This is a genomic window from Ancylobacter aquaticus (assembly GCF_004339465.1).
GTDB classification, from domain to species: Bacteria; Pseudomonadota; Alphaproteobacteria; order Rhizobiales; family Xanthobacteraceae; genus Ancylobacter; species Ancylobacter aquaticus.
The window spans coordinates 385,440-404,582 of the sequence record NZ_SMFY01000002.1 but is presented as its reverse complement, the minus strand read 5'-3'; the positions used below and the strand labels follow the sequence as shown (position 1 = coordinate 404,582).

The window sequence follows — 19,143 nt, the reverse complement described above, 5'->3', positions numbered from 1 at the left end:
GTTGTATAAATGTCGACTATTACGCTGCCGAGGCCGGCATGAGGCAGAGCCACGCGCCGCCTAGCGCCAGCGCCCCGAGCACCAGAAAGGCGATGGGAAATCCCGCCAGCGCTGCCAGGCCACCGAACAGTGGCGGCCCCAGCACGATGCCGAGATAGGAGAACAGCAGCGCCCCACTCGCCGCGAAGCCGGCCTGCGAGGCCGGCACCGCTTGCATCAAGCTGGCGAGGAACACGCCGTTCCACCCGCTGGTCGTCGCGCCCAAGAGGAACGCAACCAGCGCGATGATCACGTCCGGCGTCGCCGGCGTCAGCGCCCACGCCATGATGCAGGCCGCCGTCATGCCGAGCCCGATGGCGCCGAGCGTCCCGCGCAGGCGCCCGATCCGGTCTGCAAGGAAGCCCCAGCCGATCCGCCCGCACACCGCCGCCGCCTGGCTGATCCCCAGCATCATTCCCGCCGTCACGAGGTCGCGCCCGAGTTCGCGCATCACGAACACGACCAGCAGCGAACTGACGACTAGCTGCAGGGCGCCGTAGATCATCGAGGCGAACGACATGGCGAGCAGCGCGCGATGGCCGAGCATCAGCCGCAGGGGCGCCAGAAAGCCTGCACGGGCGACCGGACGCGGCTCGCGCTTTTCGTTCCGCACGATGCCGAGCAGGCTTCCGGCCAGCAGCCCCGTCAGCGTCGCCGTGCCACCCACGATAAACAGCGCGGTTTCGAGATCGGACCGCACGACCAGCGCCGGCACGATCAGCCCTGCCAGCATGCCGCCCAGCGGAACCGCCGTCTGCCGCACCGACAGAAAAAGGGCGAGGTTGGCGATAGGCTCGCCATTGGCGATGGCCTGCTGGCCCGCCGGGGTCAGTGGGCCGTAGCACAGGCCCATCAGGGCTGTCGCCAGCAGGACAAAGGCGAGCGAGCCCAGCCCGAACAGCGCCAGCGCGCAGCCTCCGGCGACAATGCAGCCGAAACTCAGCCGAAGCGGCCCGATGCGCGGAATGACCGAGGCGGTGGACAGGGTGCCGATGGCGACGAAGACGTAGCTGGCGGCCGCATAGACCCCCGCCGTCTCGGCGGGAAGGCCGTAGGCCGCCGTGACCTGCGCGGCCACCACGGGTGGCGTGAGCACCATCATCGACATCACGGTCTGCGGGTACATGGTGGCGAACAACAACGCCAACGGGCCGTGACGGGACATGGGCCTTCCGCAGAACCGGACGGCGCAGAAGGAACCCGCGCCGGGATGGCCGGCAGGCCGAAGAGACGACCGTCCAGCATCTTCATTTATCGTTTTCCACCTAAGCCACGCTGGCACAAGCGTGTCAACGTGGTAGAAACAGCCACCTCATGCATCTGCTCGGTATAACGTTTACCAATCAGGAGAACCGCGTGCCTCCTCGCTATGACACCTTGCTGGTCGAAACGCTCGGCCATGTCCAGTTGCTGACGCTGAACCGGCCGGCCTCCGGCAATGCCATCAATCTCGCCATGGCGGAAGAACTGAACCACTGGCTGTGGGAGCTCTATGTCGATGCCGGCGCCACACGCTGCGTCGTACTCACGGGGGCCGGCGAGCGCATCTTTTGCGGCGGGGGCGACATGAAGGAACGGCAGACCATGGACCCGTCGGCGGTGCGCCGCCAGCGGGCACTGATGGAACGGTTGATCCGGCAGCTCACCGACTGCCCGGTCCCGATCATCGCGGCGGTGAACGGCGCGGCTGTTGGCGCCGGCTGCGAGATCGTCGCCGCCGTCGATTTCGCCTATGCGAGCGAGGCGGCGCGTTTCTCGCTGCCCGAGGTCCGGCGCGGTATTTCGCCGGGCGCCGGCGCGACGCAGACGATCCCCCGCGCGTGCGGCGTCCGGCGCGCAAGGGAGATCATCCTGACAGGCGCGATGTTTTCGGCCGCTGAAGCGCTGGAGTGGGGGCTGGTCAACAAGGTGGTGCCGGCCGCCGCGCTGCTTGAGGAGACGCTGGGGGTTGCGCGCATGATCGCCTCCAATGCTCCCCTCGCCGTGCGCCAGGCCAAGCAGGCGCTCGATGTCGCCGAGGACGCCGATTTTGCCACCGGCTTCCGCTTTGAGTTGATGGCACACGCGCCGACCGCGCGCTCACATGACAGGCAGGAAGCTCTCGCTGCCTTTGCCGAGAAGCGCGAGCCGGTGTTTCGCGGCGAGTAAGGCCGTCCCCCGGTAAAGCCGCCACGCGGGGCGTGGCGGCCCAGGGACAAAGTGCCCGTCAGTGATTGAAAACGGGTTTGCGGCGTTCGAGGAAGGCCGAGATGGCCTCCTTGTAGTCCGGTCCATCGACGAGGCGCGCGGCGCTGACCTCATGGGCCGCATCACGCCCTTTCTCCCAACCGATCCGGTCGATGAGGTTGGCGCTTTCCTTGATGGCCCGCACGGCCGCCGAGCTCTTGGCGGCGATCAACTCGGCAAGTTCCATCGCCTTGGGCAGGACCCCGTCTTCCGGCAGCACATAATTGAGGAAGCCGACGTCGCGCAGCTCCGCGGCATTGAGCCGGCGACCGGTGAGAATCATCTCGCGGATGAAGCTCACCGGCAGGTTGAGCCGGTTGAAATAGGAGCCTGCTCCGCCCGTGAGGCTGCGGTCGACTTCCGGCATGGAGAAGAAGGCGGTCTCCGCCGCAACAATGATGTCGCAGACGCTGGCAAACACCATCCCCCCGCCGATCGCCGGCTTGGTGACGGCCGCGATGGTGGGGCACGAAAGCCGGTAGAAGCGGTCCGTAACCCCTTCGACATAGTCGTGGCGCGCCCGGCGGGTCTCTGCGGTGAAGGAAAGAAACTCCTTCAGGTCCCCGCCGCCGATCCAGGCTCGCGCATCCGGCTTGCAGGCCAAAACGACGACACGGATCGCCGGTGTCGCCTCGATATGGTCGATGACCCTGTCCAGGCTCTCATACAGGTCGCGCGAGAGCGCATTGACCGGCGGGCGGTCGATGGTGAGGACGGCAACGCCGTCTTTCGCCACGAATTGAAAAAAGTCGAAGGCGGGCTCCTCGGACATGGACTGTTGTTCCTCGTTTCATGTGTTCGCCGGTGCGCCGATGCCTCCCCCTTTGCCGTGGGCCAGCGCCCGGCGGAGGCTGCGAGCATGCCGTTGCCCGGCAGGCTATCACGCGCAATCGTCTCGGGTAAACGTTTCATTTAGTGAGTATAGAGGATATCTAAAGTATTGTATAAATGAAGAAAATTGGTATATTACGTTTTCAGATTTCAGCGATACCTCTGCGAGGTAGACGTCGTGACGTCCCCGCCTTCCCACTCCGGCAAAATGCATGTCGCTATTGTCGATAAAATGTTATAACAAATATCACATTGGTGTGCAGTGGAGGCTGGCATGACGGCACGAGCGAAGGTTCATGTCCTTCTCATTGGCTGCGGCAACATGGGATACGCGCTGGCCGTCGGCTGGTTGACCGGCGCGGAGGCGGTAGATGTGCATGTCGTCGAGCCGGCCGCGACCCTGCGCGAGCGGGCCGCATCGGCCGGCGCCATGACCTCGGTCGAGCTGATCGCGGTATCCACCCTGCCCGCACCCGATGTCGTGGTGCTCGCGGTCAAGCCACAGCAGATGGACGCTGTTCTGCCTGACGTCAGGCGTTTCGTCGACAACGGAGCGCTTGTCATTTCCGTGGCCGCGGGCGTGGGGCTCGGGCGCATGGAAGCAGCTCTTGGAACCCGGGCCTGCCTCATCCGCTGCATGCCCAATACGCCCGTCGCCATTGGCGCCGGCATGATGGTTTGTGTGGCGAATGGCCAGGTGTCGCCGGACCGGCGCGCGCTGGCGCAGCGCCTGCTCTCCGCCACGGGGCGGGTGTGCCTCATCGAAGACGAGACATTGATGGACGCCGTCACCGCCGTCTCCGGCTCCGGCCCGGCCTATGTGTTCCACATGATCGACTGCCTGGAGCGCTCCGGCATTGCGCAGGGACTGCCCGCCGATCTCGCCCGCGAACTGGCTCTGCAGACCGTCTATGGCGCCGGGCGCCTCGCGCGCGACAGCGACGCCGACCCGGCAACGCTGCGTCGGCAGGTGACCAGCCCCAACGGCACCACCGCTGCCGCTCTTGCCGAGCTCATGGGCGATGCGGGGATCGACCCGGTCATCGCCCGTGCGGTCGCGGCCGCGCGCCGGCGCTCGGTCGAGCTTGGCGACGGCTAGGGTGCCGGTGTAGCTCTCTGCTGCGTGGTCCCCTCGGGTCCTCGTTCCCTCCCCTCGCCCCCTGGCGGTCCATGCTGCCCCTGTTCAATCGCCTGATCAGCCCAGCCAACGCCCACGCGTTCTGGATCGGCGTCGCCTTCATGGTGCTAGGCAATTTCTTCTTCGCGCTCAACGACACGATGGGCAAGATCCTGGTGGGAACCTTCGCGGTCAGCCAGGTGCTGGCGATCCGCTCCATCGGCGCCTTTCTGGTATTGGGTCCCATGCTGTGGGCGGGGCGCGGCACCGGGCGAATTCGTCGCCCCTGGCTTCAGCTCGTTCGGATCGGCGTGGCGACGGGCGATACGGCCCTGTTCTACGCCGCCGTTGCCTATCTCCCGCTGGCCGATGTCTTTACCTTCTACATGGCCGGGCCGATCTATGTCGCCGCCATGTCCAGCGTCATGCCCGGAGGTGCGGTCGGCTGGCGGCGCTGGCTGGTCATCCTCGCAGGGTTCGGCGGGGTGGTGATCGCGCTTGGCCCCTCGTTTACGGTTTACTCGCCCGGCATTCTCTACGCGCTCGTGGGCAGCTTCTGCTATGCGGGCGCGTTGATGATGAACAAGGTGCTGGTGAAGACCAGCGACACCGCGCTGGCCACGCTCCAGGCGCTCGGCGCGCTCATCGGCGGCGGGGCGTTCGCCTTCTTCCAGTGGACGCCGCCGGGCGCCGTCGATATCGGCCTTCTGCTGCTGCTCGGCATTGTCGCGTGTCTGGCACATCTGCTCATCAGCCGCGCGGTCAAGCTCACCCCGGTCAGCGTGCTGGCGCCTTTCCAGTACTCGCTGCTGCTCTGGGGCATCGGCTTCGGCATTCTGGTCTTCGGCGACGTGCCGAATGAGCGCATCCTGCTGGGCGCCGCCATCATCGCCACGGCTGGCCTGTTCCTGCTCTACAGCGAATCGCGCGCCCGCGGGCGCCTGCGCGCCGACGCGGTAATGAAGGACTTTCCCTGACCGCGCCGGCCGCGCCGCCTCAGCCGGCTGCCGTGCGGGCGGCGAGGTTGCGGAAGTACAGCACCTCGATCTCCCGCAGCACCGCCTTGGGCTCGTGCTCGTAGCTCTCGGAGAAAGTGCCGGTCGCGCTTTCCACGGTGATCGCCCAGCGGCCGCGATGCGGGTTGAGGGCACAGGCGGGGAAGTTCATGTGGTGGTGCCAGTGAACGCCCTGCGCGTCGATTTCGCGCACCCGCGCCAGAAGCGCCGAACCGGCCGCTTCCGCCGGGTCCGCCGCCCGCGCCGCCGCCTCGTCGAGGATGTCGTCGCCGTGCAGCATGCGGACGAAGACCTTGTCGACTTCCGGGAACCCCTCCGACGGGGCGATGTAGGCGACATGGGTGCCATCGTCCTCGATCACGATGGCGTAGAGCCCGTCATAGGGGTTGAAGGCGCAGCCGGGCGAGAGAACATGCGAGTGCCATTTCGTGCCGACGGCGATGAAGCCTTCGACCAGCGGCAGGCAGTGCTCAAGCGCGATCACGTGGTAGGTGATGTCGCCATGAGTCAGGGTCTGGTTCATCGGCTCGCCTCGTCTCACAGGGGGTGGGTCAGCCGCGCGGCGTCGAGCATGGCGGCATGGAGATTGCGCGAGGACCAGGCGTCGCCGACCTTGTAGAGCACAAAGCGGCCCTCGCTGTTGCTGACGATGGTCTGCTCGCGCGCCTCGGCGAGCGCCCGCAGATCCACCTCGCCAAGATTGCGCGAGAGCGGCTTCAGCGCGGTGTAGACATCGTCATTGGGCAGCGTGCCATTGTCGCCGATCACCAGGTCGACCGGGATCTCGCGGCGCTTCTCGCTATAAGTGTTCTCCACCGTCGCAACGAGCCCGTTGCCCTCGCGTCGCAGCGCGATGAGGCGGGTGTCGGTCTCGATCGCCACGTCGTGCTTGTAGAGTTCGGTCATGTGGGCGCCGAGATTGGTGCCGCCGATCTCGCGGCCGAATTCCCGGTCCGGCGTGACGATGCGCACCCGCGCCCCCTTCGCGGCGGCGAACTCGGCGGTTGAGGCGACCGAGGCGGTGCCGTTCTCGTCGGCAATCAGCACCGTGGCGCCGACGTTGGTCTGGCCGGACAGCACGTCCCAGGCGGAAACCGCTAGTTCCACGCCCTCGAAGCGGCCGAGATTGGGCAGGCCACCGGTGGCGATGATGACCGCGTCCGGCGCCTCGGCCAGCACCTCCTCGGCCTCGGCATAGGTGTTCAGCCGAACATCGACGTTCAGAATCTCCATCTGGCGGGCAAGCCAGGCGGTGATGCCGGAAATCTCGCGCCGCCACGTCGCCCGTGCGGCCAGAAGAAGCTGGCCTCCGAGTTGCTCCCCCGCTTCAAACAGCACCACCTCATGGCCGCGTCGTGCACTCACCCGGGCCGCCTCCATGCCGGCAGGGCCGCCGCCGACGATCACCACCTTCTTCTTTACAGCGGCGGCGGCCACGTCTTGCGGGATGGTCGCCTCGCGGGAGGTCGCGACATTGTGGGCGCACAGCGCGTCGATGCCGCGAATGGCGCGGTCGACGCAGTAGCCGACGCCGACGCAGGGACGGATGTTTTCTTCATCGCCCGCCTTCAGCTTGTTGGCGTAATGCGGGTCGGCGATGAAGACCCGGGTCATGCCGACCATGTCCACCGCTCCGCTCTTCAGGGCGTGCTCGGCGGTGGCGGCGTCGGTGATGCGGGTGGCGTGGAAGATCTTGACCTTTCCCTGCACCTCGTCCCGGATCGCCTTGGCAAGCGGCAGCCACGCGGCGGATGGCACCCACATGGTGGGCCAGATGCGCGCTTCCGACTTGTAGTCGGAGGCCTGGCCGCCGACCACCGAGATGAAGTCGATGAGGCCCGAACCGGCATAGGTGGAGGCGATGGTGAGGCAGTCCTCCCGGGTGAGGCCTCCCTTCAGCATCTCGTCGCCCGGCATGCGGATGCCGATCACGTAGTCGTCGCCGAGCCGCCGGCGCACCGCTTCGAGGATTTCCAGCCCGAAGCGCATGCGGTTGGCGAGCGGGCCGCCATAGCCGTCCGTGCGGTGGTTCATCGCCGGCGACCAGAACTGCTCGATCAGCGTTCCGGCCTGACAGGAAATCTCCACCCCATCGACATCGCCCTCGCGCACCCGGACGGCCGCCGCGACATAATTCTCGATGGTCCGCCTGATGTCGTGGTCTTCCATGGTCGCGGGAAAGGTGCCGTGGATGATCTCGCGCAGCGGCGACGGAGAGAACGTTGGCAGCCAGTTGGTGAGATCCCAGCGCTCGCGCCGCCCGCCATGGGTCAGCTGGACCGTGCAATGGGCGCCATGGGCGTGGATCGCGGCCGCCATCCTGCGAAACTGCGGGATGACCTTGTCCACCGAACCGTTGATCTGGCCGTAATAGAACGAGTTCTCGGCCGAGACAGCCGTTGCCCCGCCAAACTGCGTCAGCCCGATGCCCCCCTTCGCCTTCTCCGCCTGATAGGCGATGTAGCGGTCGGTGATATCGCCAGCGAGGACATAGCCGGGCTCGTGGCTGGTGGAGAGGAAGCGGTTGCGGATCGTCAGGTTGCGGATCTGCAACGGCTGGAACAGGACATCATAGGCCGCCATGGTGCGCTCCGATGGGCCGGAAATCGAAACCCCCGCCACCGTCCACGCTCCCGGGCGCAAACGGCACGGGGCGGAAAGGGCCGCCTCAGCTCAGGCCGAGCCGGTCCTTGGCTTGGTAAAGGGGGAAGACAAGGCGTGCGGCCCGCACCTTCAGCGCCCACAGCGGCACGTCGCGGCGCTGCTCGATCACCGACACCGGCACATCGTCGAGGGCGCGCGTGCCGGCCGCGAACTCGCCGACCACCCGCCCAAGGTTCTGCGCCAGATTGACGCCGCGGGTAGAGAAGCCCACCACCGCGAACACTTCTTTGCCGAGGCGCTGCACATGCGGCAGGTAGCTCTCGGTGACGGCGCAGTAGCCTTCCCAGTAATCCTCGAATTCGGCATCCGCCTCGGTGAGCTGGGGGAAAAGCTGGCGCATGCGGGCTCGCGCGTGGGCGATGCCGTAGGCGCGCTTGTCGCCGAAGGCGAACACGGCGCCGCCGGAGATCAGCCGCCCGTCATCGTCCAGCCGGCCGAAACCGCCGGACTTGCGCAAATCGGTGAAGCATTCCCCACCCGGCAGGATCGACGCCCGCAGTTCTGCCCGCAGCGGGCGGGTGGCTGCGTGGTAGAGATACACCGGCAGGGTTGCGCGCTGCACCTGCGGCAGGAAATCGCCCGTATAAGCATTGGTGGCAACGATGACGCGGCGGGCCAGAACCCGGCCGGCGCCGGCCTTGACTGTGACCCCGCCGGGGCCTTCCTCGATCCCGTCGACCGGGCTGTTCTCGAAGATGCGTACCCCCTCCTGAACCGCCGCGCGGCCGAGGCCGATGGTCAGGCCATAGGGATTGACGGTGCCGCCGGTCGGGTTGAACCAGCCGGCGATATAGCCGGCCGCCCCGAGGCGCGCGGAGAGGTCGCCCGGCGATAGCCAGGTCACATCCGCGCCCCAGGCCTTCCAGGCGTCGAAAACCTTCTTCACCTTGACGAGCGACGCTTCCGAATGCGCCGGCTGCACCCATCCGTGCTGCACCGCAGAGCAATTGATCTGGTAACGCTCGATCTGCCGGAACACCGCATCCGCGCCGCCGAGCACCAATTCGGACAGCGCCTGTCCCTTCCTCTTGCCGATCATAGCCTCTACGGCGCCGGGCGTGATGGGGCCGGGGAATTGGGGAACGTTGTAGCCGCCATTGCGCCCCGAGGCGCCGCTGCCGACGACGCCCGCTTCCAGCAGAATGACCTTCTGCCCAGCCCTGGCGGCGGCGAGGGCGGCGTTGAGACCGCAGAACCCCGCTCCGACGACCACGATGTCGGCGCTCTCCTCTCCGGCAAGGGCGGGATAGGCGAGCACCGGCTCCTTCAACGTCCGCTTCCAGACGACGCCTTCGAGTTTGCTGTCGATCGGACTGGCCAGCGACATGGGACGGCCCCTGCTTTCGGACATTCGGGAGGTGGGGTTCAGATCAGAGAAAGGCTGCGGCGCGCCATGTCGAGCGCCTCGCGCGGCGGCGCGCGCAACTGGAGGCGCGTGCTCTTCACCGTGCCGAGCTTCAGCGCGATGTCGGTCATGGCCTCGAGATATTTGAGCGCGACGGTGGAGGAATCGACCACCGGCACGCCGGTGCCCGGCACTTCCGAATAGCCGGCCATGCGCAGCAGCGGGCCGTAATAGGCGCAACCGATGAGGATGACGTCGGCGCCATCGGCGATGCAGCCCCTCGCCACTTCCTCGATGCGCGGGATGAAGGCCGCATGGGGATCGGAGACGGCGCCGAGAAGCAGCCCGGCGTCGGATTCCGGCATGATTGTGCGCACCGGGCGGACGATCGCGCGGTCGCGCAGCCCGTAGGCCAGCAGGTCGTTCTCGATGGCGACCGTGGTCTTCTGCGACACGGTGATCACGGCCAGCCGCTTGCCCATGGCGAGCGCCGCCAGCATGGACTGCTCGCTGACCGAGCCGACGGGCACCGAGAGCACCTCGCGGGCCTCCCAGAGCGGGTCGTTCCAGCAGCCGAGGAAGATGCCGTCGAAGCCGTCCGCCTCCGCCTTCAGCGCCGCCTCGACAATGTGAACCGAATTGATGTGTTCGGCATAGGCGGAGCGCACGAAATTGCCGCTTTTCGGCAGAAACCGGAATTCAAGCTCGGTGCCCGGATGGAGCGCCGGCCGCACGGCCGCGTCCAGCTTGTCCCACAGGGGCGCGAGGGCATCATTGGCGGTGGTGGGATGTATCCAGCAGAGTTTCACGCAACCAGATCCTTTGTGTGGACCGACCGCCGCGACGCGACCGCCTTGGCATCGACTGACGCAAAGTGTAATATGTTATAAAAGTTTTGCAACAGTGCGCGTGCGTTGCGACGGGATGGCTTGATCCGGCCCCAAAAGACCCCGCACCAAAGGCTATGAGCTTGACGCGCGTGATGCATATCATAACAAACAAAGAAATTGGCCGGGAACGCACCATGGTTGAAGCTCTCTCGAACTTCTCTCCCTTCCAGCGCACCGAGACGCTCGGCGTGCGGGTGCGTGACCAGTTGCGGCACGCGATCATGGCCGGCCTGTTCAAGCCGGGCGAGAAGCTGACCCTGCGCGCCGTGGCTGGTTCGCTCGGCGTCAGCCTCACCCCGGCGCGCGAGGCGCTGTTCAATCTGGCGGCCGAAGGCGTGCTGGAACTGGGCGGCAACGGCTCCATCTACATCCCCCGTCTGGATGAAGAAAATATCCGAGAACTGGTCAAGATCCGATGTTCGCTTGAAAGTCTCGCCGCTCGCGAAGCCGCGCCAAATATCACCCGCGACGATATCATCGAGATCAGCTCCATTAACGACAGACTCATCGAAGCAAACCGCGAAAAAGACTATACTTTGCTTACCGAACTGAACTGGATATTTCACTTCACTATTTATGAGGCATCGAAAATGCCGCTTCTGGTGAAGATGATCGAGAGCTGCTGGCTGCGTACGGGGTCGTATATCAAGACGATCTATCCCGCCTTTTCCAACACCGATGACGGCATCCTCAACCATATCGCCATCATCCGGGCGGTACGCGAGGGCAACCCGCAGGCCATCGCGGACGCCATCGCGCACGACATCGAATTTTCCTCGCAGGCCTTTTATCGCGCGGTGCGCGAGGAGGAATGAGGGCAGGCGGTCGATAGAATCACCCATGCCGCGCTGCATTGCCCCCAGAAACCGTTGAGCGGGTTGCCGCGCGTCCCCGCGCCGGCGCGGACATTTCGTGTTCAAACGACATGTGACAGCCGCCTCCGGGCTCGAAAGCCGATCCGCAATCTACGCTTGACGTCGACTTGATATAACAAATAACATCCCTCGGATTGAATTATCCGAGAGGGACGTTCTCCATGCTTGAGAAGGGAATGCGCGCTCTGGTCACGGGCGGCAGTGGCGGCCTGGGGTCGGCCATGGTCCGCATGCTGGCCCGCCATGGCGTCTACGCCATCGCCCTGTCGAACGATCAGGCAAAGCTCGATACGCTGAAGGACCTCCCCGGGGTCGAGACCGTCTTCATGGACGTGACCGATTCGGAAGCGATGCGGAGCACCTTCTCCGGCCAGCAGATCGACATTCTGATCAACGCCGCCGGCGTGCTGGGCGTGACCGGTACGATCTATTCGGTGCCCACCGCCTCGGCCCAACGTATTCTCGACGTCAATGTGATGGGCATCCATAACGCGCTCTCAGCCACCGTGCCGGGCATGGTGGAGCGCAATCGCGGCCATATCGTCAATTTCGGCTCGCTCGCCGGCCCCTACCCTTCCGCCGGGCAGCCGATGTACAGCGCCTCCAAGGGCGCTGTACACAATATGAGCGCCAACCTGCGCATGGAGTTGTTCGGCACCGATGTGCGGGTGACGGAAATCCGCCCCGGCCGGGTGCGCACCGGCATGCATGCCGAGATGTTCGACGGCGACCATTCCAAGTCCGACGCCCTGCTTTATGACCCCTATGAGTGCCTGAAGGCGACCGACATCGCCGACGCCATCGAATATGTGCTCGGCACGCCCCCGCATGTCTGCGTCTCGCAGATCGAGGTGGTGCCGACCCATCAGGTCGTCGGCGGAACCCGCATGTACAACCGCCAGCTCGGCACATGAGCGGTGGGTCCGTACAGCGCTAGCGGAGGTCTCCATGCCGGCACCGGATGAGCAGAACATAGCCGTCATCGGCGCGGGCATCGTCGGCATCTCCTCGGCTCTCTATCTCCAGAGAGCCGGGTTCGCCGTCACGCTCATCGACCGCGACGAGCCCGGCCATGGGGCCTCTTTCGGTAACGCGGCCGCGCTGGCCCCCCATGCCTTCGTGCCGATCAACAGCCCGTCCATTCCCCGGCGCCTGCTGCCGCTGCTTTTCGCCTCCGGCTCGCCCCTGAGCATCGACTGGGGCTACGCGCCGCGCATGCTGCCCTGGCTGCTGTCTTTCCTGTCCCATTGTACGCCGTCGGAAGTGACGCGCATCGCGCAGGCGATGCACACGCTGCTGTCGCGCAATCTCGACTACGCGCTGCCGCTGTTCCGCGAAAGCGGGGCGGACCGCCTGATGCGGGCCGGCGGCTATCTCCATCTCTATGAGAGCGAAGCCGCCTACCGCGCCAGCGCCGGTGAGGTCGCGCTCTACAAGCGGCTCGCCGATGATGTCGAGGAGATCGACGCCGCCGCGATCCGCCGTCTGGAGCCCAATCTGGCGCCGGTCTTCGTCAAGGCGTTGTATTTCCATTCGGCCCTGCATTATCTCAGCACCGTCGATGTCTGCGCCACGCTGGTGAAGCAGTTCTGCGCGCGCGGCGGGCGCTTCCTGCGCGACGAGGTGCGCACGCTGGACGCCGAGGCTGACGGCCGGATCCGTGTCGCCGGCACGCAGCAGGGCGTCTACGACCAGGCCGTCCTTGCCGCCGGAGCGCATGCGCGTCGCCTGTTCGGCAGCTCTGTTGAGAAGCTGCCGCTGGAGACCGAGCGGGGCTACCACATCATGTTCGGCGGGCAGGCCGGCATCATCAGCCGCACCTGCTCCAGCGCCACGGCGGGCTTCGCCATGACGCCGATGAGCGAGGGCCTGCGCTGCGCGGGCATGGTGGAACTCGCCGGTCTCGACAAGCCGCCCAACCCGGCCTGCCACGCCTATCTCGACCGTACCGCCAAGCGCTTCCTGCCGGACATTACCGAGCGTCCCTCATCGACCTGGATGGGCTTCCGCCCCTCCATGCCAGATGCGCTGCCGGTGATCGGGCGTTCCGGCCGCACGGCGAACGTCATCCTGGCCGTCGGCCACCAGCATGTCGGCATGTCGAGCGGCTGCGTCACCGGCGCCATCGTCGCCGACATCGCCGCCGGCCGCACCCCGCCGATCGACATCACCCCCTTCTCGCCCGCCCGTTTCTAGAGGTCGCGATGCTCCCCTATTACGACCGAGACCAGATCGCCGCCGTGCTCGACATCGAGGCGCTGATCGACGCCATGGAGAAGGCGCTCATCGCCTTCTCCACCGGCGCCTCGATCCAGCCCGTTCGGATGCGGGTGATCGACGAGAAGGCGGGTGGCGACATGTGCCTGATGCCGGCGGTGACCGATGTCTTCGCCGTTAAGCTGGTCGGCAATTATCCCGGCAACCATGACAGGGATCTGCCGAGCCACAATGCCGTGGTGGTGGTTTTCGACCGCTGGACCGGCATCCCCCGGGCGGTTCTGGACGGCACCTACATCACCCAGATGCGCACCTCTGCCGTCTCGGCCATGGCGGCGCGCCGCCTCGCCGCCCCGGATGCAAAAATTCTCGCCATCATCGGCAACGGCATCCAGGCGCACGGCCATTTCGAGACGATGCGGCGCGTGCGCGCCTTCGAGGAAGTTCGCGTCTGGGCGCGCGATTTCACCAAGGCCCAGGCCTTCGCCGCCGAGATCGGCGCCACGGCCTATGCCAGCGCCGAGGACGCGGTGCGCGGTGCCGATGTGATCGCCACCACCACCTCCGCCCGCGAGCCGGTGTTGAAGGGCGAATGGCTCAAGCCCGGCGTCCATGTCAGCGCGGTTGGCTGGAATGGGCTCGATGGGCGCGAGCTGGACGATGCGGTGATGAAGAACCTCATCCTGGTGGAATCGCGGGACGCGGCGAGCCAGGAATCCGGCAACATCCTCCTCTCCGGCGCCACCATCCACGCCGAACTGGGCGAGGTGCTCGCCGGGACAGTCGAGGTCGATAGCTCCCGGACGACGGTTTTCATATCGGTCGGCATCGCGACCGAGGACGCCTTCGCGGCCAGTCTGGTTCTCTCCGCACTCGGCGGCTGAATCCGACGGGAAACCGTCGCAAGGGCGTCGACTTATCGCAAAGAATGTTACAACATATATCGTGTAACGATGCCGGGTCGGCATCGGAGGTTCGAAAATGAAGAATGCGCCTTCCCTCGACGAACAGCTTGAGATGCATCGCAAGATGTTCGTCGTGCGCCGGCTGGAAGAGCGGCTCGGCGAACTTCACAAGGTCGGCAAGACGCGTGGGCCAATCCACCGCTGCGATGGTCAGGAAGCTGTCGGCATCGGTGCCACCGCTGTGCTCGGTACCGGCGACTTCGTCACCAGCACCCATCGCGGCCATGCCCACTACATCGGCAAGGGCGTCGACATTCGCGGCGTAACCGCCGAAATCCTCGGCCGCGCCACCGGCACCTGCGGCGGGCGTGCCGGGCACATGCTGATCGGCGACCGGGACAAGGGGATGATCGGCGGCAACGCCATCGTCGGCGGCTCCATCCCGGCCGCCACCGGCATGGCCCTGTCGATCCAGGTCCGCGGCACGTCGGATGTGGCCATGTGCTTCTTCGGCGATGGCGCCGCGCAGACCGGCATCTGTCACGAATCCATGAACATGGCGGGGCTGTGGAAGCTGCCGCTGGTGTTCATCCTTGAGCACAACCAGTTCGGCCTCACCGTCCACCACTCCGTCCAGTCGCCGGTGGCGGATCTCAGCATCCGCGCCGCCGGCTACGCAATGGCGGCCGAGATCGTCGACGGCAACGACACGGTGGCTATGTACCGCGCGACAGCGACTGCCGTAGAGCGCGCCCGCCGTGGTGATGGCCCGACCCTGATCGAGGCCAAGACCTACCGCATGCAGGGCTTTTCCACCTCCGACATGGGTGGTTACCAGAGCGAGGCCGACCTTGCCGATTGGAACCGGCGCGACCCCATCCAGGTGAGCCGCCTGGCGCTGGCTGATTCCGTCGGCACCGAGCGGCTTGACCAGGTCGAGGCCGGGGCCGTGGCCGAGGTCGATGCCGCCGTCGAGGAAGCCCTCGCCGCGCCGCTGCCGACCTTCGAGCTCTTCACCCGGAGCTCCCCCTACGCCACCGCGCCGGAGGCCGTCTGACATGGCGATGATGCGATATGCCGAAGCGCTGAATCAGGCGCTTCGCGAGGAAATGCAGCGTGATCCCAGCGTTTTCCTGTTCGGCGAGGACATCGGCCGCTATGGCGGCGTGTTCAAGGTGACCAAGGGGCTGATGGACGAGTTCGGCGAGAGCCGGGTGCGCGACACGCCGATTTCCGAGCAGGCACTGGCCGCCATGGCGGTCACGGCCTCCATGACCGGCACCCGCCCGGTGCTGGAGATCATGTATGCCGACTTCATGCCTCTCGTGCTCGACGCGCTCATCAATCAGGCCTCGATCTACGAATATCTCTGGCAGAACGTGACCATGCCGTTCGTCCTGCGCACCCAGGGCGGCGGCGGCGCCGGGGCGGGTGCCCAGCACTCCAAGAGCCTTGATTCCCTTGTCGCCCACATTCCGGGCATCAAGGTGGTGGCGCCGGTGACGCCGGCAGACGCCAAGGGCTTGCTGAAGTCGGCCATCCGCGACAGCCAGCCCGTGGTCTTCCTTGAGCACAAGCTGCTCTACAATCTGCGCGACGAGGTGTCCGACGATCCCGACCTGCTGGTGCCGATCGGCAAGGCGAAGACGGTACGGGTGGGCGCGGACGTGTCGATCTTCGCCACGTCGCGCATGGTGTTGGAGAGCCAGAAAGCCGCCGAACTCCTGGCCCAGGACGGCATTTCGGCCGAGGTGATCGACCTGCGCACACTGCGCCCGCTCGATCTCGATGCCATTATCGGCTCCATCACCAAGACCCACCACGCGGTCGTGGTGAATGAGGGCTGGCGCTTCTGCGGTTATGCCGCCGAACTCTCCGCCACCATCATGGACTTCGCCTTCGACGCTCTCGACGCGCCGGTGGCACGGGTGACCCTGCCCGACATGCCGGTGCCCTATGCCGAACCGCTGGAACTCGCCGTCCTGCCGAACGCCGCGCGCATCGCCGATGCCGCGCGCGCCACGCTGAAGTGAGGTCGGCCGTGAAGGGGAGGATCTTGCCGTGACCGATATCACCGTCGTCGGCGCTGGCGGCGAATACATGGAATCCGTCGTCGTGGTCGCCTGGCACAAGAAGCCCGGCGAAAACGTCGCGGCGGGCGAACTCGTCGTCACTGTCGAGACTGCCAAGGCGGCCACCGAGATCGAGGCCCCGGTCTCCGGCGTCCTCGCCGACATCCGGGCGCAAATCGGCGAGGAAGTGGCGATCGGCACGGTGCTCGGTACGATTCGCGACGGTGCCACGCAGGGCGCGCCGGCGACGGCCGTCGCCCCGCCCGCTGCCCCCGCGCCTGCCACGCCTGCGGCACCTGCAGCGCGTACTCCTCCTGCCGTGGCGCCACCCGTCGCTGCGAACGGCTCGGTACGCGTCACCGCCTCGCCGCTGGCACGGCGCATCGCCGCGAGCCGGGGCATCGACCTGAATGAAATCATCCCCTCCAGCCCCTCCGGCCGCATCAAGCTGCGCGACGTCGATGCCTTCACCGAGGCGCGCCCTGCTGCCGGAAATGCGCCAATTGGGGTCCCCTCTCCCGCGGCCAGCGCGATCAGTCTCGCCCGGCGCGGCAGCGCAACCGGCACGCCCTTCGTGTTCCTGCACGGCTTCGGCGCCGATGGCTTCTCCTGGCAGCCGCTGCTCGCGACGCTCGGTGCCGACCATGCCGCCGTGCTGGTGGACCTGCCCGGTCACGGTCGGTCACCGGCGGACGCCGGAGCGAGGAGCTTTGAAGACCTCGCCTCCACCATCGCGCAGGCGCTCAACGAGGCCGGCATCGAGGAGTGCCACCTCGTCGGGCATTCGCTTGGCGGCGGCGTCGCCATTGCTCTCGCGGAAACCGGCCGCGTGGTCCCGCGCTCGCTCACGCTGATCGCGCCGGCGGGCCTGGGGCCGGAGATCGACGGGGATTTCCTCGACGGTTTCAGCCGCGCAACTCGCGTGGAGAGCCTGAGGCCCTGGATGCTGCGCCTGTTTGCCGATCCGTCCATCGTGTCGCCCGGCTATGTCCAGGCGGCGTTGAAAGCGCGGACCGAAGAACTCCGGCAGGCGCAGGCCGTGCTTGCCGACAGGCTGTTCCCGGACGGCACGCAAGCGGGGGAAATGCGCGCGGCGCTGCGCCGGATCGCGGTGCCCCAGAGGATCATCTGGGGCGAATGCGATCGCATCATCCCGATGCGCCACGCGCTGGGTGCCGGCCCCGAAGCGGCCATCCACCTGCTGCCCAATGTCGGTCACATGCCCCATGTCGAGGCTCCCTCGACGGTCGCGCGGCTGATCCTGCAAAACGCCCGCAGCGCCGGCTGAAATGGAGCGGGGGGCGACATGAAACCGACGGCGATCGTCACAGGCGCTACGGGCGGCATCGGTCGCGTCATCGTCGCGCAACTCACGCAGGCGGGCTATGCGACGCTCGCCCTCGGCACCAATGAGAGCGCCCTCGCCGATCTCGCCGCCCGAACCGGCTGCCGCACCCGCACGCTCGACATCTGCGACGCGCAGGCGGTGATGGCGGCACTTGCCGGTGAGAAAACCGACGTGGTGATCCACAGCGCCGGCGTCCTCGGGCCGCAGCTTGCCCTGCACGAGACCCCCGACGACGTCGCGCACAGGCTGGTCGCGATCAATATTCTCGGCACCGTCAACATTCTGCGGGCAGTTGTGCCGGCCATGAAGGCCGCCGACGCGGGCACCATCGTGATGCTGGGCTCCATCTGCGGCACGGTTCCTGGCACGGGGCCGGCGCTCTACAGCGCCACCAAGGCCGCCATGCACGCAATGTCCGCCAATCTGCGGGTGGACATGCGCGACAGCCATATCCGCGTGACTGAAATCCTGCTCGGCCGCGTGCAGACCGGCATTCACGACCAGCTCGGCGCCGATGAAGAATTCTATGACGGCTATGAGTGCCTCACCCCCGCCAACGTCGCCGCGACCATTCTTCATGTCCTGAGCAGCCCGGCTTTCGTCGATCTCACCACCATCGAAATGCTTCCCACCCGGCAGGTCGTCGGCGGTGCGCTTTTCTCCAAGGGATAACAGTCACATGCCTTCGCTCTCTTTCACGCTGGACGGGGTCGCGCACGAGATCGAGCTCTATCCCGACCTCGCGCCGGTGACGATCGGCAAGGTGATTGCCAACCTGCCGGCGGCGCTCGACATCCACTGCGCCAAAATCGCCGGACAGCACATCTTCTGGCATGCGCCCGTGGTGGCCGACATTGAGAAGCCGGCGGACATTCTCACCCTCCCGGCCGGCACCTTCCTGTATTGGCCGGAGCGCCAGTTCCTCGAGCTGATCTATGGGGATCTACAGGCCGAGAAGGCGCAGGTGTCCGTGCTCGGCCGGCTCACCGGCGATATTGGTTGGCTGAGGGCCTTCGGCCGCCGCGTGGTCGAGAACCACGGGCAGGCGCCGTTGCTGGCCCAGCTCACCGCCAATGAGGACGCGCTTGCCCTCGCTGTGCCGGAAAAGCCTTTCACCTCGCCGGGGTTGAACGCCCTGCGCACCGCACGCAAGGCGATGTGGCAGGCGCCGCCGGAAGAGATGTACGCGCTGCTGCGCCGGCAGGGGATGATGATCCCCTATGGCCCGCTCGCCATGGCGGAAGGCGAACTGCGCAAGCTGCATGAACTGATCTGGCGCCTGCGCAGCGCCGCCCACGGCATCGGCACGGCCGAGCGCGCCCGCGTGCTGGAGTTCCTCATTGATGCCTTCAATGCCCGGATCGACGGCTTCTGCGCCCTGCACGCCACCGGCAAGGTGCTCGACGACGCCAAGGCGCTGCTCGGCGCGCCTGAAGACATCGACGATGTGATCGAGGAACTGGTGCTGTTCACGGGCCGCGCTGCCGCGTGGCTGGACACGTTTATTCCCTGGAACGCCCTCAACGAGGCGACCCAGGCAGCCCTTGCGCGGCAGGAACTGCGATGAGCCCACGCGCTCCTGCCAGCGCGAGAACGGG

At 66.4% G+C, this 19,143-nt stretch carries 18 protein-coding genes; 12 read left to right on the top strand and 6 right to left on the bottom strand.

The features are described 5' to 3' along the window. Positions 1 to 19 precede the first annotated feature (19 nt). Positions 20 to 1,204: an MFS transporter gene (locus tag EV667_RS11510; protein ID WP_131835481.1), complete on the bottom strand. Its 1,185-nt coding sequence runs from the start codon at positions 1,202 to 1,204 to the stop codon at positions 20 to 22. A gap of 191 nt (positions 1,205 to 1,395) precedes the next feature. On the opposite strand from EV667_RS11510, the gene EV667_RS11505 reads away from it, so the two are divergent. After that, positions 1,396 to 2,187 (top strand): enoyl-CoA hydratase/isomerase family protein, encoded by a 792-nt coding sequence (locus EV667_RS11505; protein WP_245516116.1) that lies wholly within the window; start codon positions 1,396 to 1,398, stop codon positions 2,185 to 2,187. Between the two features lie 58 nt (positions 2,188 to 2,245). Here the strand turns inward: EV667_RS11505 and EV667_RS11500 are convergent, their stop codons facing one another. Beyond that, on the bottom strand, positions 2,246 to 3,037 hold the full coding sequence (locus tag EV667_RS11500) for an enoyl-CoA hydratase/isomerase family protein (protein ID WP_131835479.1): 792 nt from the start codon (positions 3,035 to 3,037) through the stop codon (positions 2,246 to 2,248). 333 nt (positions 3,038 to 3,370) lie between these two features. Between EV667_RS11500 and proC the strand changes: the two genes are divergently transcribed. Both proC and EV667_RS11490 read left to right on the top strand, forming a co-directional pair. Then, a complete protein-coding gene (gene proC, locus EV667_RS11495) occupies positions 3,371 to 4,195 on the top strand; it encodes a pyrroline-5-carboxylate reductase (RefSeq protein ID WP_131835478.1) in 825 nt (274 codons plus the stop codon). Positions 4,196 to 4,266: 71 nt separating this feature from the next. Beyond that, on the top strand, positions 4,267 to 5,190 hold the full coding sequence (locus EV667_RS11490) for a DMT family transporter (protein WP_131835477.1): 924 nt from the start codon (positions 4,267 to 4,269) through the stop codon (positions 5,188 to 5,190). A 19-nt stretch (positions 5,191 to 5,209) separates the two neighbouring features. Here the strand turns inward: EV667_RS11490 and EV667_RS11485 are convergent, their stop codons facing one another. From EV667_RS11485 to EV667_RS11470, 4 genes are all read right to left on the bottom strand, one after another. After that, positions 5,210 to 5,752, bottom strand: coding sequence for a hypothetical protein (locus EV667_RS11485; RefSeq protein WP_131835476.1), 543 nt, complete (start codon positions 5,750 to 5,752; stop codon positions 5,210 to 5,212). Positions 5,753 to 5,766: 14 nt separating this feature from the next. Next, on the bottom strand, positions 5,767 to 7,812 hold the full coding sequence (locus EV667_RS11480; RefSeq protein WP_131835475.1) for an oxidoreductase: 2,046 nt from the start codon (positions 7,810 to 7,812) through the stop codon (positions 5,767 to 5,769). A gap of 85 nt (positions 7,813 to 7,897) precedes the next feature. Next, positions 7,898 to 9,220 carry an NAD(P)/FAD-dependent oxidoreductase gene (locus EV667_RS11475; RefSeq protein WP_165901602.1) on the bottom strand — a complete coding sequence of 441 codons (1,323 nt, stop codon included), beginning with the start codon at positions 9,218 to 9,220 and terminating at the stop codon, positions 7,898 to 7,900. A gap of 38 nt (positions 9,221 to 9,258) precedes the next feature. Further along, positions 9,259 to 10,047, bottom strand: coding sequence for an aspartate/glutamate racemase family protein (locus EV667_RS11470; RefSeq protein WP_131835473.1), 789 nt, complete (start codon positions 10,045 to 10,047; stop codon positions 9,259 to 9,261). 215 nt (positions 10,048 to 10,262) lie between these two features. Between EV667_RS11470 and EV667_RS11465 the strand changes: the two genes are divergently transcribed. The 9 genes from EV667_RS11465 to EV667_RS11425 all read left to right on the top strand — a co-directional run bounded on the left by EV667_RS11465 (position 10,263) and on the right by EV667_RS11425 (position 19,112). Further along, positions 10,263 to 10,943 (top strand): GntR family transcriptional regulator, encoded by a 681-nt coding sequence (locus tag EV667_RS11465; RefSeq protein WP_165901601.1) that lies wholly within the window; start codon positions 10,263 to 10,265, stop codon positions 10,941 to 10,943. A gap of 236 nt (positions 10,944 to 11,179) precedes the next feature. Next, positions 11,180 to 11,917 carry an SDR family oxidoreductase gene (locus tag EV667_RS11460; RefSeq protein ID WP_165901600.1) on the top strand — a complete coding sequence of 246 codons (738 nt, stop codon included), beginning with the start codon at positions 11,180 to 11,182 and terminating at the stop codon, positions 11,915 to 11,917. A 34-nt stretch (positions 11,918 to 11,951) separates the two neighbouring features. After that, on the top strand, positions 11,952 to 13,199 hold the full coding sequence (locus EV667_RS11455; RefSeq protein ID WP_165901599.1) for an NAD(P)/FAD-dependent oxidoreductase: 1,248 nt from the start codon (positions 11,952 to 11,954) through the stop codon (positions 13,197 to 13,199). 8 nt (positions 13,200 to 13,207) lie between these two features. After that, positions 13,208 to 14,104, top strand: a complete 897-nt coding sequence (locus EV667_RS11450) for an ornithine cyclodeaminase family protein (RefSeq protein ID WP_131835469.1) — start codon at positions 13,208 to 13,210, stop codon at positions 14,102 to 14,104. A gap of 97 nt (positions 14,105 to 14,201) precedes the next feature. Continuing rightward, complete coding sequence (locus EV667_RS11445; protein WP_131835468.1) at positions 14,202 to 15,182, top strand: thiamine pyrophosphate-dependent dehydrogenase E1 component subunit alpha; 981 nt, start codon at positions 14,202 to 14,204, stop codon at positions 15,180 to 15,182. A 1-nt stretch (position 15,183) separates the two neighbouring features. Next, positions 15,184 to 16,158, top strand: a complete 975-nt coding sequence (locus EV667_RS11440) for an alpha-ketoacid dehydrogenase subunit beta (RefSeq protein WP_131835467.1) — start codon at positions 15,184 to 15,186, stop codon at positions 16,156 to 16,158. Between the two features lie 28 nt (positions 16,159 to 16,186). Continuing rightward, on the top strand, positions 16,187 to 17,485 hold the full coding sequence (locus tag EV667_RS11435; protein WP_131835466.1) for an acetoin dehydrogenase dihydrolipoyllysine-residue acetyltransferase subunit: 1,299 nt from the start codon (positions 16,187 to 16,189) through the stop codon (positions 17,483 to 17,485). An 18-nt stretch (positions 17,486 to 17,503) separates the two neighbouring features. Then, positions 17,504 to 18,217 (top strand): SDR family oxidoreductase, encoded by a 714-nt coding sequence (locus tag EV667_RS11430; protein ID WP_131835465.1) that lies wholly within the window; start codon positions 17,504 to 17,506, stop codon positions 18,215 to 18,217. A 7-nt stretch (positions 18,218 to 18,224) separates the two neighbouring features. Beyond that, positions 18,225 to 19,112, top strand: coding sequence for a hypothetical protein (locus EV667_RS11425; protein WP_131835464.1), 888 nt, complete (start codon positions 18,225 to 18,227; stop codon positions 19,110 to 19,112). The last annotated feature ends 31 nt before the right edge of the window (positions 19,113 to 19,143 follow it).

Bases quoted from the DNA above. Each gene is read 5' to 3' on its own strand.
- EV667_RS11510 (WP_131835481.1), bottom strand. From the start codon at position 1,204: ATGTCCCGTCACGGCCCGTTGGCGTTGTTGTTCGCCACCATGTACCCG.
- EV667_RS11500 (WP_131835479.1), bottom strand. From the start codon at position 3,037: ATGTCCGAGGAGCCCGCCTTCGACTTTTTTCAATTCGTGGCGAAAGAC.
- proC (WP_131835478.1), top strand. From the start codon at position 3,371: ATGACGGCACGAGCGAAGGTTCATGTCCTTCTCATTGGCTGCGGCAAC.
- EV667_RS11490 (WP_131835477.1), top strand. From the start codon at position 4,267: ATGCTGCCCCTGTTCAATCGCCTGATCAGCCCAGCCAACGCCCACGCG.
- EV667_RS11485 (WP_131835476.1), bottom strand. From the start codon at position 5,752: ATGAACCAGACCCTGACTCATGGCGACATCACCTACCACGTGATCGCG.
- EV667_RS11480 (WP_131835475.1), bottom strand. From the start codon at position 7,812: ATGGCGGCCTATGATGTCCTGTTCCAGCCGTTGCAGATCCGCAACCTG.
- EV667_RS11475 (WP_165901602.1), bottom strand. From the start codon at position 9,220: ATGTCGCTGGCCAGTCCGATCGACAGCAAACTCGAAGGCGTCGTCTGG.
- EV667_RS11465 (WP_165901601.1), top strand. From the start codon at position 10,263: ATGGTTGAAGCTCTCTCGAACTTCTCTCCCTTCCAGCGCACCGAGACG.
- EV667_RS11460 (WP_165901600.1), top strand. From the start codon at position 11,180: ATGCGCGCTCTGGTCACGGGCGGCAGTGGCGGCCTGGGGTCGGCCATG.
- EV667_RS11455 (WP_165901599.1), top strand. From the start codon at position 11,952: ATGCCGGCACCGGATGAGCAGAACATAGCCGTCATCGGCGCGGGCATC.
- EV667_RS11450 (WP_131835469.1), top strand. From the start codon at position 13,208: ATGCTCCCCTATTACGACCGAGACCAGATCGCCGCCGTGCTCGACATC.
- EV667_RS11445 (WP_131835468.1), top strand. From the start codon at position 14,202: ATGAAGAATGCGCCTTCCCTCGACGAACAGCTTGAGATGCATCGCAAG.
- EV667_RS11440 (WP_131835467.1), top strand. From the start codon at position 15,184: ATGGCGATGATGCGATATGCCGAAGCGCTGAATCAGGCGCTTCGCGAG.
- EV667_RS11430 (WP_131835465.1), top strand. From the start codon at position 17,504: ATGAAACCGACGGCGATCGTCACAGGCGCTACGGGCGGCATCGGTCGC.
- EV667_RS11425 (WP_131835464.1), top strand. From the start codon at position 18,225: ATGCCTTCGCTCTCTTTCACGCTGGACGGGGTCGCGCACGAGATCGAG.